The organism is Micromonospora sp. NBC_01638, from assembly GCF_045209745.1.
GTDB lineage: Bacteria > Actinomycetota > Actinomycetes > Mycobacteriales > Micromonosporaceae > Micromonospora.
The window spans coordinates 1,625,900-1,638,648 of record NZ_CP109273.1 but is presented as its reverse complement, the minus strand read 5'-3'; the positions used below and the strand labels follow the sequence as shown (position 1 = coordinate 1,638,648).

Sequence of the window (12,749 nt, the reverse complement as noted above, 5' to 3'; positions counted from 1 at the left end):
TGGCCCGCCGGCACGGATCAATCCTCGGCGATCCGCCCGGCGTCGACCCGGAGCTGACGGTTCGTCTCGATGGCTGCCAGCATCCGTCGGTCGTGAGTGACCAGCAGCAGCGTTCCGGGGTAGCTGGCCAGTGCCGATTCGAGTTGCTCGATGGCGGGCAGGTCCAGGTGGTTGGTGGGCTCGTCGAGCACCAGCAGGTTGACCCCGCGGCCCTGGAGCAGGGCCAACGCCGCCCGGGTCCGCTCACCGGGGGAGAGGGTGGCCGCCGGCCGGGGCACGTGCGCCGCACGTAGCCCGAACTTGGCCAGCAGGGTCCGCGCGTCCGCCGGCGACATCTCCGGTACGGCCGCCTGGAACGCGTCGATCAGCGGCGCGTCGCCGAGGAACAGCCCTCGTGCCTGGTCCACCTCGCCGACCACCACCCCGGACCCCAGATGGGCGGTGCCGGCGTCCAACGGCAGCCGCCCGAGCAGCGCGGCCAGCAGGGTGGACTTGCCCGATCCGTTCGCGCCGGTCACCGCGACCCGGTCCGCCCAGTCGATCTGCAGGTCGACCGGGCCGAGAGTGAACCCGCCCCGGCGTACCACCGCACCTCGCAGCGTGGCCACGACGGCGCCGGCGCGGGGGGCGGCGGCGATCTCCATCCGCAGCTCCCACTCCTTGCGGGGCTCCTCGACCACGTCGAGCCGTTCGATCAGCCGCTCGGTCTGCTTGGCCTTGGCGGCCTGCTTCTCGGTTGCCTCGCTCCGGAACTTGCGACCGATCTTGTCGTTGTCGGTGGCTTTGCGCCGGGCGTTCTTCACGCCCTTCTCCATCCAGCCCCGCTGGGTGCGGGCCCGCGCCTCCAGGCCGGCCCGGGTGTCGGCGTACTCCTCGAAGTCCGCGCGGGCGTGCCGGCGGGCGACCTCGCGCTCCTCCAGGTAGGCCGCGTAGCCGCCGCCGTAGTGGTGCACCTGCTGCTGTGGCAGGTCCAGCTCCAGCACCCGGGTCACCGTGCGGGTGAGGAACTCCCGGTCGTGGCTGACCAGGACTGTGCCGGCCCGCAGCCCGGTGACGAACTCCTCCAGCCGCTCCAGCCCAGCCAGGTCCAGGTCGTTGGTCGGCTCGTCGAGCAGGAACACGTCGTACCGGCTGAGCAGCAGTGACGCCAGCCCGGCCCGGGCCCCCTGGCCGCCGGACAACCCGGTCGTCGGGTGGTCCAGGTCGACCGCGAGCCCCAGGTCGGCGCTCACCTGCTCGGCGCGTTCGTCCAGGTCCGCGCCGCCGAGGGTGAGCCAGCGCTCCAAAGCGTCGCCGTACGCGTCGTCGGCGCCGGCCGCCCCGGCGGTCAGCGCCTCGGTCGCCGCGTCCAACGCCGCCTGCGCGGCGGTCACCCCGGTCCGCCGGGCCAGAAAGTCGCGCACCGTCTCGCCAGGCCGCCGTTCCGGCTCCTGCGGCAGGTGTCCGACGCTCGCGGTGGGCGGGCTGAGCCGCACGGTGCCGGCCTCGACCGGCAACAACCCGGCGAGGGTACGCAGCAGCGTCGACTTGCCGGCTCCGTTCGGCCCGACCAGGCCGACCACGTCGCCGGGGGCGACCACCAGGTCCAACCCGGCGAAGAGTGGGCGGTCGCCGTGCCCGGCGGCCAGGTCCTTGACGATCATCGTGGCGCTCATCAGGACGGCAGCCTATCCGGCCGCCCGCATACGACCGGCCGGCAGCGGGCAGACTCAACGACGTGGTGACCACACTGGCGATCGACTGTGGCGGCGGAGGCATCAAGGCGTCCGTGCTCGACGAGGCGGGGACAATGCGGGCCCGGCCGTTGCGGGTGCCGACGCCGTACCCGTTGCCGCCCGCGCTGTTCGTCCGGACCCTGCTGGATCTTGGCAGGCGGCTGCCAACGGCGGACCGGTTGACCGTCGGCGTACCCGGGATGATCCGGCACGGAGTGGTCGTGACCACACCGCACTACGTGACCCGCAACGGCCCACGGACCCGCGTCGACCCGGACCTGCTCGCCGACTGGTCCGGCTGGGACGCGCGGGGCGCGCTGGTCGACGCGTTCGGGGTGCCGGCGCTGGTGCTCAACGACGCCGAGGTGCACGGCGCCGGGGTGGTCGCCGGCACCGGCTGCGAGCTGGTGCTGACCCTCGGGACGGGGCTGGGCAGCGCGCTCTTCGACGGCGGGGTGCTCGCACCGCACCTGGAGCTGTCGCACGCGCCGGTGCGCTGGGGCACCACCTACGACACGTACGTGGGGGAGCCGGAACGTCGGCGGCTCGGCGACGCCTTCTGGTCCCGCCGGATCCGGCAGGTGGTGGACGGGCTCCGCCCGGTGTTCCGCTGGGACCGGCTCTATCTGGGCGGGGGCAACTCCCGACTGATCCGGCCCGAGCAACTGACCCGGATGGGCGACGACGTGGTGGTGGTGCCCAACACCGCCGGCATCGTCGGCGGCGTCCGCGCCTGGGAGCTCTCCACCGGACGCCGGGACGCCCGCACCTGACCCTTCGGCGGCCGTCGGCGCCCGTGGGCGGCGTTCGGTGGGGTTCGGCGGCCGGAAGTGACCCGGATCTCGACCCCGGGAACAGTCGCCAAACGTCAGGTGTTGTGCCAGCGTCGGAACAGGTGACGGTGCGACCCGAGGAGGTGGCAGATGGATCTTCTGGCGGACTACCGGCGGGCGACCATGTTCTTCGAAACCGGTGACCCCAGCGGGGCAGCCCGACTGCTGGAGCCGATCATCGACGCCGAACCAGGCAACGCGGCGGTCCGGCAGCTGCTGGCCCGGGCGTACTTCCAGTCGGCCCAGCTCAACCGGGCCGAGGAGCATCTGCGCGAGCTGGTCGAGCGGGACCCGAGCGACCACTACGCGCACCACGTGCTCGGTCGGACGCTGGAGCGGCTGAACCGACACACCGACGCGCTGCGGCACCTGCGGATCGCCGCCGCTATGTACGCGGCCAACGACGACTACCGGACCGCGCTGGAACGGGTGGAGACCCGACTGGGCGGCAGGCGCTGAGCCTGACCCGGTGACGCTGCGGGGCGGCCCCTCGGGGCCGCCCCTTCGTCGCCTGGCGGGCGACCTGCCGGACGTGCCTAGGATGGCGGACATGGGACCTGACCGGCCGGGGGCTGCGGCATGAAGCTCAAGCTGGACCTGCACGAGATCTTCAACAAGGGCCAGGACATCGACAGGGCGTTGCGCGGGATCATGGACGAGGCGGTGGCGAAGAAGGCCACCCTCGTCGAGATCATCCCCGGCAAGGGGTCCGGCCAGCTCAAGAAGCGGGTGCTGCGGTTCCTCGACCAGAAGGACGTCAAGCAGCTCTACCACCGCGTGGAGAAGGACTCGAAGAACTTCGGCCGACTCTTCGTCCACTTCCGCTGGAAATGACTGGCCCGACTTGGAGGCCTCCCACGTCAGCCCTGGACGTGCCCAAACGCCGCCGGTCTCGGCACCTTTCGCCGCTATTCGCGCTCGGTACTGCTGGATCTCTACCACGCGATCATGGCAGCACTCTCATCACTCCGTTGCTCACACGAATGCAGGTGGCCCCGGGTCGACGAGACCCGGGGCCCTGCTCAGGCGCCCGGTCGATCAGATTCAGCTACCCGCTTATGCGCGTGGGTTGTGCGCACGAAGAGGATTCCCGCCGCCATCGTGATGGCGCCGGCGACGAGGCTGAGCACCGTGCTGTGGCTCATGGCCCAGACGATGAAGAGCATGATCATGGCCAGTGCCGTGATGACCGCGAAGTGCACCACGGAGGCGCTTCGGGCGTTCGTCTCGGACTCTTCCAGACCGAGCTCGAGGCCTAGCACCCTGTTGACCCAGAACTTGATGTTGACCGTGTTCCTTCGGATCGCGGGATCAGCCCGTTCTCCTGGGACGCCTTCTCCGGGTTCTGCCGTCAGGTCCATGTTCACCTGTTCCGGCTGCCGCGGCGGTTTCGCCATGTTCAACCCCTTCTTGAGGCCACTTCTCAGCTTGCCCACCGTGGCCGCCCCCGATGAGGGGCTGCCCTGCGTGCACCAACGAACCTGACCGAGAGTACACCGCTACGCGCATCAGAGAGCCACTCGGGTACGTGCCTCACGCGTACAAACGTACGGTGATCATGCAGCACTCATACGTCCAGGGGATGCAAGGCCGCTCGTTGCGCCTGTACGGTGGAGGCGGAAACGGGTCAGAATACCGCACCTTCGGATCCCGGGTGGCAGGTTCAGGCTAGGCAAGACATACTGCAAACATGCATACTACCGGCGCGTAAGTGCCGTACAAGCCGAACCCGGGAGGTGACTGTGTCGTTACTACGTGTAGGTGGCCTTGGTTTGCCCCCGTAGGAGCCGACTCTCCAACCGGAGAGGGTGAATCCACCTGTCCTAGCGACATTCCGAGCAAGGAAAGGGTATGAAAGGGGATGAACTTACAATGCCAGTAAGGACGAGCGTGCTCGACCGGCAAGGCACTGAAGAACACATCCGTACCCACCCCGACGAGGATGGCCCGCCAGTGTCCTCCCCCTCGGCGCCGCGGCGCGACACCCCTAAGGCCGACGACCTCCCTCCAGGGAGTGCGGGCACAGGAGGTCAGCTAGTGCGCCTTACAGTTAACTTGACGCCTCGTTCAAGCGAAGCCCTGGAAAAGGCGAGCAAGGAATCGGGGGACTCGAAAACCGATACGGTTAACCGTGCCCTGCAGGTCTACGCCGTGATCCAGGAAATGTGCAAGCGAGGCGGGGGAAGCATACGGGTCATTCACCCGGACGGGGAAGTTGAGAGGGTGCACATCATTTGAGCACCGCCTTGTGCTTCGACGTTACTTTGAAGCTGATTGCCAGATTTCAGCTGTTGCTAGCCGATGTCTTGCCGCGTTGGCTTCACATGCATTGGGAAAAGGGCAAGGGCGCCCGACCTTTGACGACTGTCCTCAGAGTCGAATAGCCAAATCACGCGGGGGTCCAGTACTCCCCTCCTGTTCTGGACTCCCGCCCTGGCACTCCGGCCGAGGCGTGCCCACCGCGTCACACGTCGGCGTCTGTCCCGCCATCACCAGCGAGCAACTGCGCGATTCCGACCGCTGGCGTCATCCCCGTCCTCGAACTACTCAACTGCGCAAGCGGAGCGCCATCGTAACGCCCGCGCTCCTCGGGGCAGTGGCGACCGACTTCGGCGCGGGTTCCTCGTAGGCCAGCGACGGCACAACCATAGCGACCTTTGGGTTTAGGTAGATCGCTCCAAAGCTAGATTGAATCTAGCTTTTCGAAGGGTCATGTTCACCGGCCGGCGCACCGAACTCAACCCGCTCAGCTAACGAACCGCGTTCAGCGCGTCACGGAAGTCGGCGGTGGCATGTTCGTGCGGGTAGCGACGGTGCAATTCGACGTCAACCTCGCCGGCGACCAGCAGCAACGACGGCAGGGACCGGCGAGTAGCAGCGAACGCCGCTACCCCCTGCTCAACAGCCCGATCCAGCTCGCCAGCGCGCAGGGCAGTGGCGGCGAGAGTGAGTCGGGCCTCGGCCATCCGCATAGGTGAGCGTTCGATGCCGTCAGTCCCAGCGCCGAGGCGCAGAACCTCGGTGGCGTAGTGGTCGGCGAGAGTGTCGTGTTCAGCGAGACGGCAGGTATCCATCGCGTAGAACAGCCATTTGCCCGGATCGACCTCGAAGTGGTTGTCGGGGCGGTCGGGCGCACCGAGTTCGTCGAGTAGCCGCCGACCTCGATCGAGTGCCATCCCCGCGCCTTGAAGGTCGCCGAGCCGTGCCAGCGATTTGGCTTCCTGTGCGATTAGTTGAACCCCCACCCGCTGCCGGCCGGCGACTTCCTGGCCGGTTTGGGCGGCGGTCAGCGCCGCCTGGTGTCGGGACTGGGTAAGTGCGAACCAGGCCGCCATCTCCCACGCCCAGCCGGTGATGTCAGCATGACCGGCTTCGTCGCCGAGCTGGCGGGCGGCGATACGGGTGGCTTCAGCGCTGGCACGCATGCCGAGGTCGTACTCGACACAGCCAATCAGTAGTGCCAGCCAGCCCGCGCACACCAACAGTTCGCGGTGTTGCCGTAGCCCGGTCGGTCGCTGTAGCAGCCGCGCTACCTCACGCAGCCAACCCTGACCTTCGGCGCGGAGTTCCCCAGCGTCGCGCCACCCGTATTGGCAGCACAGCTCGGTGATAGTCGCCTGCAACGTCTCGATGGTGGCGGGGGCGGTGTCGCTGGCGTGCATTCGATGTAGCAGTTCGACGGTTTCGGACGGCCGGGTGTCGGTGGCGGCGGCGACATCCAGGGCGGCGCAAGCGATCAGTTCCCCGCGAGTGGCGAGGACGTCGTCGATTCGACGGGCCAGATCCTCGCCGGGGCGGCGACGGCCGTTCTCAAGCCGGGAGAGATGCCCCTTATCGGCGGGCAGCAGCTCGGCGAGCGCGGCCAGGCTGAGGCGATGCGCTTCCCGCGCTTGTCGCATTCGTACGCCGAATGTTGGCATGTCTCGCGCCTCCCGCCGGAGTTGCAGGGTTGCCGGCGCAGGCTGGCAACCCGCAACCCGTCGACCGAGGTCAGCGTACCGCCGCAGGGTGTACCGGACGAGCACGCGCGGTGACTGGTGGGAGGCGTGGTGGCAGTTCACGCGGGGCGGAAATCTCGATGGCCGGCGGATGACTTGGTGACGGCCGACATGCCGCAGAAGGCACGAGCGAGCCAGGCAGAGCGGTCGGCGTCGGCACTGGATCGCCGGATGGACGGGGAGCATCTGCCGCGTCGGCCGCAGTGGCAGTGCCTGATGTGCGAGGCGGGTACGCCATGGCCGTGCCACCCGGCGCGGGTGCGCCTGGCCGAGGCGTACGGACCTGACCGCATTGGCCTCTCCACTTACGTTGGCGGCCTGCTTTTCATCGTCGCCCTGGAGTTGCCCGACGTGACGCCGGCCGAGATGTACGAGCGCTTCGTGGCATGGACGCGGTAATGGGCAGCCCCCAACCAGCCGACGAGGCCGGTAGCAAGGCGTGGCAGGCGGCGCTACGTGAGCAAATTGAGGAGCACCGACGCGGTGAAGACGGCAGACCGCGAGCGGGTAGCCGTGCTAGACGCCGCCACCGCATCCCCATTAACCGCGGACACTGGCCGAGTCAGGGCGGCGCCCGATGACGAGCCACCTCCCGATGACCCCGGGCTGGACCTGCGGCGGCTGCGGTGCCGATTGGCCCTGCCAGACTCGCCGCCAGGAGTTGCAAGCGGAGTACGACCGGGCCCCGGTGTCGCTCGCCCTCTACCTGGCCGCCCAATTGGTTGACGCCGCCCAGGACTTGGCCCACGTACCCGCTGGCCATCTGCACTATCGGTTCCTGGGTTGGACCCGGTGAGCATCCTTCGTGCGGGTGACGAGAAGTTCCACTACAGCGACGGCTCCCACAAGTGGATCCCGCCGGACCCCGACTACGACCAGGACGTCTGGGACGAGCAGATTCGCCAACACAAACACGGCCACCTGCGAAACGAGCGTCCGAAGGTCCGCATCCAGCGGCTGATCTGATGCGAGCGGCGTTCGGTCAGAGGCTGACGATGAGGAGTCCGCACACGGCCAGCGGAAGCACTGCGGACAGGCTGCCCAGCACGGCCGACGAGCGGATCAGTGTCCGCCTTTGCGCGCGTCAGGCACCGATCTCAGCGACCATCGTGTCCGCGTCCTCGAACGACTCAACCGTGCGGAATCCTTCAGCGGCGTACAGCCTTGCAGCGAAGTTCGCCCGCTCCACGCTCAGCGACACCGTGCGGATGCCACGTTCTCGTGCGGCGTCCAGAACAGCGCGCAAAAGCACCCGGCCCACACCCCGGCCCCGCCAGGTTTCCACCACCCCGATAGTCAGCTCCGGTACGTCGTCACTCACGTACCCATAGCCCGGATCAGCGGCGGTCAGGAATCGGAACCAGGCCGCGCCGACTGACCGATCAGCTCGGTCCACCGCAACCAGGCCAAAGTCGTCTGGCCGCATCCACCCGGTGACATAGTGAGCCAGCGCAGGATTCGACAGGATCTGTTCGCGCGACCAGTTGCGCTCAGGCAGCCAGTTCACGGCCTCCGCGAGCATGTCGACCAGGAACTCGTAATCAGCCGAGGTGGCTGCGCGGATGCCGAGATCAGTCACCGCCGAAGCCTCGCACATGGCGCGGGCCAGGTCGGCCCGGTGGGCGCTGTGCCCAGAAGAGGGCGTGGCCGCTGCTGCCCTCCGGAACGAAATCCTCGGCGGTGATCGTCAGCCCCGCCTGTTGCAGCCATGAGCGGTAGCTAGAGGCGTCGGCGTGGCTCCACCACATGCTGGCGGGACCATCGAGCCAGTTGTCCTCGGTGCCTGTCCAGGCGGTGTTGCCGACGGTGGTGAGCAGCCAGCCGCCGGGGCGTAACCAGGTGGCGATGCTCTTGATGAGCTGAGGCTGGTCGGCCAGGGGCATGTGGATGAAGGCGTACAGGCAGACCACGGCGTCGAACGAGGCCGGCGGCAGGTCGAGCTGGGTGGCGTCGGCGCGGAGAAACGTGCCGGTGGGTACGAGGCGGCGCGCTCGCTCAATCTGCACGTCGCTGATGTCGACACCGGTGACGTGGTGTCCGGCGTCGGTGAGGAAGCGGGCGACCGGCACCCCGCAGCCGCATCCGAGGTCGAGGACTGCCGCTGAGGCGGGTAGGCGCTGGTGTAGGTCGGCCAGCCAGGGAGCGTACTGGCCGTCGGCAGCGTCGTCCGGTCGGTAGTGGTAGGAGAGTAGGTCGTACCCGCGTCGGACCACGTCACGCTCGTCGTTCCTGCTCACTCCGGGAACGCTACGAGGCCCGGTGCCGCTTGCCGACCCATTGATCGCGGTGCGGCTTCGTCCTGCCAGCGGTGGAGGTCGCGCAGCAGGGAAATCTCGGCGCCGTGATGGATCAGCTCCCTGTTGACATGCAGGACGATGCCCTCCATGGGAGACCGCTCGGGGCCCACAGTGGGCGGATTTTCCAGGTCGGCGTCCGAGAGTTCGCGGACCCCCGCGTTCCATCGCCCATACATCTCGTCGAGCTGTTTCAGCGCCTCGTCAGCGGTCCCCGCGTAGGGGAATGTCTGGGAGTCGACGTCCTGGCCGCCGAAGTGCCATCCGACCCGATAGGCCAGGCAGGAGACGATGATGTGCGCCAGCCGCCAGGCGATCGTGGTCACCGGAGCCGGCACCGGGTCCGGGGACGCGGAGTCCATCGTCCATTCCCCCGTACCTACCGATATCGGTGCGACCGACGTGCCAACTGGGCGGATGCTCCAGCAGCCACGCACCGGCTCCCAGAAGTACTCCTCATCGGCAAGACCGTGCAGCCGCGGCCGCAGGTTCTTGTGCCAGTGCCGGTCCAGCTGGTCCGCGATCCGCTCGCTCCTTGTCATTTCCGCACGGTACCTACAGCGCAGACCTGGCGGCGCCCCTCGTGGACGCCGACGCCAGCTAGGCGTCGACGGTGATCGTTGAGCCGTAGGGTGTCCTGATGTCGACGGTGAACCTGCGGCGATCGGCGCGTGCGGTCGTCGTCGATGAGGACGACCGTGTCCTGCTGCTTCGACTCGCCATTCCCGATCCGGCTGGCACGATCGCCGTTTGGATCACTCCCGGAGGTGGCGTCGAAGACGGCGAGACGCCACTGGCCGCCCTGCGGCGAGAGCTGCGCGAAGAGGTCGGACTTGCTCTCAATGCCGACCCGCCTCAGGTCTGGCGCCAGGAGATAGTCGCCGCCGGGTTCGCACCCGGCCACGATGGCGTCGTGAACGACTACTTCCTCGTTCGGACCGCGTCGTTCACGCCGCGCGGTGCGATGAGCGATGAGGAACTCGCCGCCGAGCACGTCATCGGCTGGCGTTGGTGGTCGCTGTCGGAGATCAGGGCACACCGCGGTCCGGAACTGTTCTCGCCACGGGACCTCGCCACGCCGTTGGCCGAATTGATCACCGACGGCACGCCAACCCAACCCGTCGCGCTTGGGCTGTGAACGTCTGAGGGACGACCGCCCTAGGATCTTGCTGGTGCTGACGTCTCATCCGCTCGCGCGCGCGCCGATCGTTCGTGAGATCGAGCGGGCGGCGCTGTTGGAGGCGGTCCCCGAGATCCCCGCCCAGGCGCGCTCGGTGAACCAGTGGCGGTCTATCGGGCATGCCCTGGCCACCCTGCACCAGGTTCACGAGGAGCGGTTCGGCCTTGAGCAGTTCGACGGCTTCTTCGGTCCGTTGCGACAGGACAACCGCCCGGTGGCCTCGAACCGGTGGGTCGACTTCTACGCCGAACGCCGCCTGCTGCCACTACTGAGGTCGGCGGTCGACAGCTGTCACCTGTTCCCGGAACTGGCCGCAGGCGTCGAACGGCTCATCAACCGGCTGCCCGCCCTCTGTGGGCCGGAGACCCGGCCCACGCTGCTGCACGGCGACGCTCAGCAGAACAACTTCTTGACCACCGCCACCCAGGCGATCCTGCTCGACGCGGCTCCGTACTTCGGGCACCCCGAGATCGACCTTGCCCTGATCGACTACTTCGAGCCGGTCCCCAGCGCGGTCTTCGACGCCTACGCCGAGATCACGCCGATCGACCCGGGGTTCCGGCAACGGCGGGAGCTCTGGCGCCTCTTCGGCTACCTAGCGGTGATCACCGTCGACGGCACGTCGGCCTTCGGGCGTCCGTTCCTGAACCGCATCGCCCAGGCGGTCGCGACCTACGAATAGCCAGTCCCAGCTGGAGCGTCAGGCGGGTGGCGCCTGCTGGCGGCGCCGGCGCTCGATGTCCCGCTGGACCTCGGGATCCCACAGGGACGCGTTCCAGTCCTCCGGCTGCGTCTCGATGTCGAGCGCCAATCGGGCGGGCTGGTTCGCCACCTGTCCCGGCCGAGCTTCTTCCATGCGGAGTGGCGCGATGCCCGTACCGGTGGCGTCGTTCTGGTCTGCGGGGGTGGCCGGGTCAGCGAGCCGGCGCGCGGCTCTGCCGTGGGTGATCAGGGCACCGACGCCGAGCAGGATCGCGGCGGCCGCCCGGACGACGTGGAAGGCGGTCGGGGTCTTCACCGGCAGGAGGTACGACAGGAGGAAGAGCAGAGCACCCGCTCCGACCGCCCAGTGCCGGATCGACGCCGCAGCGATCGACTGCGCGTCGATGACGCGCTTGGTGACGTTCGACCAGGTGAGGAATGCGGCGAAGAGGGCCAGCGGCCCGGCGATCGACAGGGCGCTGATGACCTTCCCGCTCGGCGGCGTCAGCAGGTCGGCGGTGATCGCAGCTCGGACCAACGAGAGCCCTGCGAAGAACACCGCGAGCGTCACGAGCGCCCACTGGGCCGCGTGCCAGTACGCGGGTGGCCGGGGAGGCGGTGTGGCGTCGCCGAGGCAGGTGTGCCCCTGCCCAGGATGGTCGAGCTGGCTCCCGCAAGTCGAGCAATTCATGCTGCACCCCCGTGCCGGCTGTCGCGACGCGCCAGGGTAACAGCGCTGTCGGGGCGCTGGGGGCAGATGTGTGAAGGGTCAGCCCGCGAGGGCGTCGGCGCGGGTGCCGTGGCCGGTGGGGCGTCGGGACCAGCACTGTGGACGCTGCCGGACGGCGAGCTCCAGAGCCTGATGGTCGGACTCGATCATTTCCCGGGCTATTCGACGCGCCATTTCCAGGCGGTCGACGTGCATGTCAAGATCCGTCGGGCCGGCGCCTGCCATCTCGAACTCCTTGTCAGCGTTCGAACTAGTCGCATCATGCGTCACGCCGAGAATCGTCACCATTCCCCGATCGGTGGAAAGCTTCCGCCGTACGGTTCGGTGTCACTTACCCCGGTTGCGCCGATGGTAGCGGTGACCGCGCCACGCCGCGTGGAACTGCGGTTACCGCGTCTTGCCTGCGGTTTGTACATTGCATAACGCGCGGGTCGGGGGCGCGACAAATCCGGTGAGGATCTTCGTTACGGGAGGACCGCCGTGCAGCATTCGAGCACTACCGATCCCTTGTTCGTCGCCGTCGAATCAGAATCGATCACCCGAGCGGATGTCGCCGGGCTCATCGCGGGGCGGCTGGCCGCCGTTCGGGTGCCGGGGTTGCTCTCCGCGGCCCGCTGCCAGGCGATCACCGCCGCCCTCGCCAACGCGCCGATGGACCGCTACGACGAGAGCCGGGTCTTTCCCGTCGTCGCCAAGTTCGGTCCGGCCATCAACGACCACCGGTCCGCCGGGGCACTCCGCGAGGACTACTGGGACGCGGCCCGCGCGGCCGAGAAGAGCTGGTCCACGCTGGGTCTGCCGGACTCGCCCCGGGGCCTGTGCCTGGCCGCGTTCCGCGGTGCCTGGCCGGACGTGGCACCCGGGCGGCGGCAGGGGCGGGAGATGCACGTCGGCATCGTCCGCGAGATCAACGCGGGGCTCCACGTGCACTTCGACGACGCGGTACGGGAGTACGCGGGCCGGCTGCTCGACAGCGAGGTGGTGGCCCAGTTGGCGTTCAACATCTACATCCGGGTGCCACCGGCCGGTGGTGAGACGGTGCTGTGGCGGCGGCGCTGGCAGCCGGACGACGAGCCGTTGCGGATCCCCGGCGGGTATGGCTTCCAGGAGGCGGTGGCCGCCGACACGCAGTCGTTGACGTTGCGCCCCACGCTCGGGGAGGGCTTTCTGTTCGATCCGCGGCACTATCACACGGTGCGTCAGGCGTCGGATGGCCGACGGATCTCCATAGGATGTTTCGTCGGGCTCACCGACGACGGTCGACTGGCCCTCTGGTCGTAGTGAAGGGCGTTTCCCC

General features: G+C 68.4%; 17 protein-coding genes. 9 read left to right on the top strand and 8 right to left on the bottom strand.

The features are described from left to right. Positions 1-17: 17 nt before the first annotated feature. Positions 18-1,655, bottom strand: a complete 1,638-nt coding sequence (locus OG811_RS07685; protein ID WP_406072970.1) for an ABC-F family ATP-binding cassette domain-containing protein — start codon at positions 1,653-1,655, stop codon at positions 18-20. Between the two features lie 62 nt (positions 1,656-1,717). Here OG811_RS07685 and OG811_RS07680 point away from each other — a divergent pair, with 62 nt between their 5' ends. The 3 genes from OG811_RS07680 (at position 1,718) to OG811_RS07670 (ending at position 3,382) form a co-directional block, all read left to right on the top strand. Beyond that, positions 1,718-2,488, top strand: coding sequence for an ROK family protein (locus OG811_RS07680; protein ID WP_406072969.1), 771 nt, complete (start codon positions 1,718-1,720; stop codon positions 2,486-2,488). Between the two features lie 150 nt (positions 2,489-2,638). Then, entirely contained in the window at positions 2,639-3,007 is a 369-nt protein-coding gene (locus OG811_RS07675; protein ID WP_112584722.1) for a M48 family metallopeptidase, read from the top strand. A 120-nt stretch (positions 3,008-3,127) separates the two neighbouring features. Then, a complete protein-coding gene (locus tag OG811_RS07670; protein ID WP_007465523.1) occupies positions 3,128-3,382 on the top strand; it encodes a Smr/MutS family protein in 255 nt (84 codons plus the stop codon). A gap of 188 nt (positions 3,383-3,570) precedes the next feature. Here the strand turns inward: OG811_RS07670 and OG811_RS07665 are convergent, their stop codons facing one another. Continuing rightward, a complete protein-coding gene (locus tag OG811_RS07665) occupies positions 3,571-3,984 on the bottom strand; it encodes a hypothetical protein (protein ID WP_406072968.1) in 414 nt (137 codons plus the stop codon). Between the two features lie 1,314 nt (positions 3,985-5,298). Then, positions 5,299-6,468 carry a helix-turn-helix domain-containing protein gene (locus OG811_RS07660; protein WP_406072967.1) on the bottom strand — a complete coding sequence of 390 codons (1,170 nt, stop codon included), beginning with the start codon at positions 6,466-6,468 and terminating at the stop codon, positions 5,299-5,301. 177 nt (positions 6,469-6,645) lie between these two features. Between OG811_RS07660 and OG811_RS07655 the strand changes: the two genes are divergently transcribed. The 3 genes from OG811_RS07655 (at position 6,646) to OG811_RS07645 (ending at position 7,512) form a co-directional block, all read left to right on the top strand. After that, complete coding sequence (locus tag OG811_RS07655) at positions 6,646-6,945, top strand: hypothetical protein (RefSeq protein WP_406072966.1); 300 nt, start codon at positions 6,646-6,648, stop codon at positions 6,943-6,945. A gap of 178 nt (positions 6,946-7,123) precedes the next feature. After that, the gene (locus OG811_RS07650; RefSeq protein ID WP_406072965.1) at positions 7,124-7,342 is read left to right on the top strand and encodes a flavin reductase; all 219 of its coding nucleotides are present in this window, start codon (positions 7,124-7,126) and stop codon (positions 7,340-7,342) included. Beyond that, the gene (locus tag OG811_RS07645) at positions 7,339-7,512 is read left to right on the top strand and encodes a hypothetical protein (protein ID WP_357196421.1); all 174 of its coding nucleotides are present in this window, start codon (positions 7,339-7,341) and stop codon (positions 7,510-7,512) included. The genes OG811_RS07650 and OG811_RS07645 overlap by 4 nt, the downstream gene beginning before the upstream one ends. A 118-nt stretch (positions 7,513-7,630) precedes the next feature. Here OG811_RS07645 and OG811_RS07640 read toward each other — a convergent pair whose 3' ends face one another. From OG811_RS07640 to OG811_RS07630, 3 genes are read right to left on the bottom strand one after another with little or no spacing between them, the layout of a single operon-like run. Continuing rightward, complete coding sequence (locus tag OG811_RS07640; protein WP_406072964.1) at positions 7,631-8,125, bottom strand: GNAT family N-acetyltransferase; 495 nt, start codon at positions 8,123-8,125, stop codon at positions 7,631-7,633. After that, on the bottom strand, positions 8,118-8,783 hold the full coding sequence (locus OG811_RS07635; RefSeq protein WP_406072963.1) for a class I SAM-dependent methyltransferase: 666 nt from the start codon (positions 8,781-8,783) through the stop codon (positions 8,118-8,120). The genes OG811_RS07640 and OG811_RS07635 overlap by 8 nt, the downstream gene beginning before the upstream one ends. Then, entirely contained in the window at positions 8,780-9,382 is a 603-nt protein-coding gene (locus OG811_RS07630; protein ID WP_406072962.1) for a DinB family protein, read from the bottom strand. Before OG811_RS07630 ends, OG811_RS07635 begins: the two co-directional genes overlap by 4 nt. A 98-nt stretch (positions 9,383-9,480) precedes the next feature. Between OG811_RS07630 and OG811_RS07625 the strand changes: the two genes are divergently transcribed. Both OG811_RS07625 and OG811_RS07620 read left to right on the top strand, forming a co-directional pair. Beyond that, a complete protein-coding gene (locus OG811_RS07625) occupies positions 9,481-9,978 on the top strand; it encodes an NUDIX hydrolase (protein ID WP_406072961.1) in 498 nt (165 codons plus the stop codon). A 34-nt stretch (positions 9,979-10,012) separates the two neighbouring features. Then, on the top strand, positions 10,013-10,702 hold the full coding sequence (locus OG811_RS07620; RefSeq protein WP_406072960.1) for a fructosamine kinase family protein: 690 nt from the start codon (positions 10,013-10,015) through the stop codon (positions 10,700-10,702). An 18-nt stretch (positions 10,703-10,720) separates the two neighbouring features. Here OG811_RS07620 and OG811_RS07615 read toward each other — a convergent pair whose 3' ends face one another. After that, the gene (locus tag OG811_RS07615) at positions 10,721-11,413 is read right to left on the bottom strand and encodes a hypothetical protein (protein ID WP_406072959.1); all 693 of its coding nucleotides are present in this window, start codon (positions 11,411-11,413) and stop codon (positions 10,721-10,723) included. Between the two features lie 78 nt (positions 11,414-11,491). Continuing rightward, complete coding sequence (locus OG811_RS07610) at positions 11,492-11,740, bottom strand: hypothetical protein (RefSeq protein ID WP_363884119.1); 249 nt, start codon at positions 11,738-11,740, stop codon at positions 11,492-11,494. 192 nt (positions 11,741-11,932) lie between these two features. Here OG811_RS07610 and OG811_RS07605 point away from each other — a divergent pair, with 192 nt between their 5' ends. Further along, entirely contained in the window at positions 11,933-12,733 is an 801-nt protein-coding gene (locus OG811_RS07605; RefSeq protein ID WP_406072958.1) for a proline hydroxylase, read from the top strand. The last annotated feature ends 16 nt before the right edge of the window (positions 12,734-12,749 follow it).

What these genes read in the sequence shown, in the direction of transcription:
- OG811_RS07685 (WP_406072970.1), bottom strand. Translation starts at nt 1,655, where the DNA reads ATGAGCGCCACGATGATCGTCAAGGACCTGGCCGCCGGGCACGGCGAC.
- OG811_RS07675 (WP_112584722.1), top strand. Translation starts at nt 2,639, where the DNA reads ATGGATCTTCTGGCGGACTACCGGCGGGCGACCATGTTCTTCGAAACC.
- OG811_RS07670 (WP_007465523.1), top strand. Translation starts at nt 3,128, where the DNA reads ATGAAGCTCAAGCTGGACCTGCACGAGATCTTCAACAAGGGCCAGGAC.
- OG811_RS07660 (WP_406072967.1), bottom strand. Translation starts at nt 6,468, where the DNA reads ATGCCAACATTCGGCGTACGAATGCGACAAGCGCGGGAAGCGCATCGC.
- OG811_RS07650 (WP_406072965.1), top strand. Translation starts at nt 7,124, where the DNA reads ATGACGAGCCACCTCCCGATGACCCCGGGCTGGACCTGCGGCGGCTGC.
- OG811_RS07630 (WP_406072962.1), bottom strand. Translation starts at nt 9,382, where the DNA reads ATGACAAGGAGCGAGCGGATCGCGGACCAGCTGGACCGGCACTGGCAC.
- OG811_RS07625 (WP_406072961.1), top strand. Translation starts at nt 9,481, where the DNA reads ATGTCGACGGTGAACCTGCGGCGATCGGCGCGTGCGGTCGTCGTCGAT.
- OG811_RS07615 (WP_406072959.1), bottom strand. Translation starts at nt 11,413, where the DNA reads ATGAATTGCTCGACTTGCGGGAGCCAGCTCGACCATCCTGGGCAGGGG.
- OG811_RS07610 (WP_363884119.1), bottom strand. Translation starts at nt 11,740, where the DNA reads ATGGTGACGATTCTCGGCGTGACGCATGATGCGACTAGTTCGAACGCT.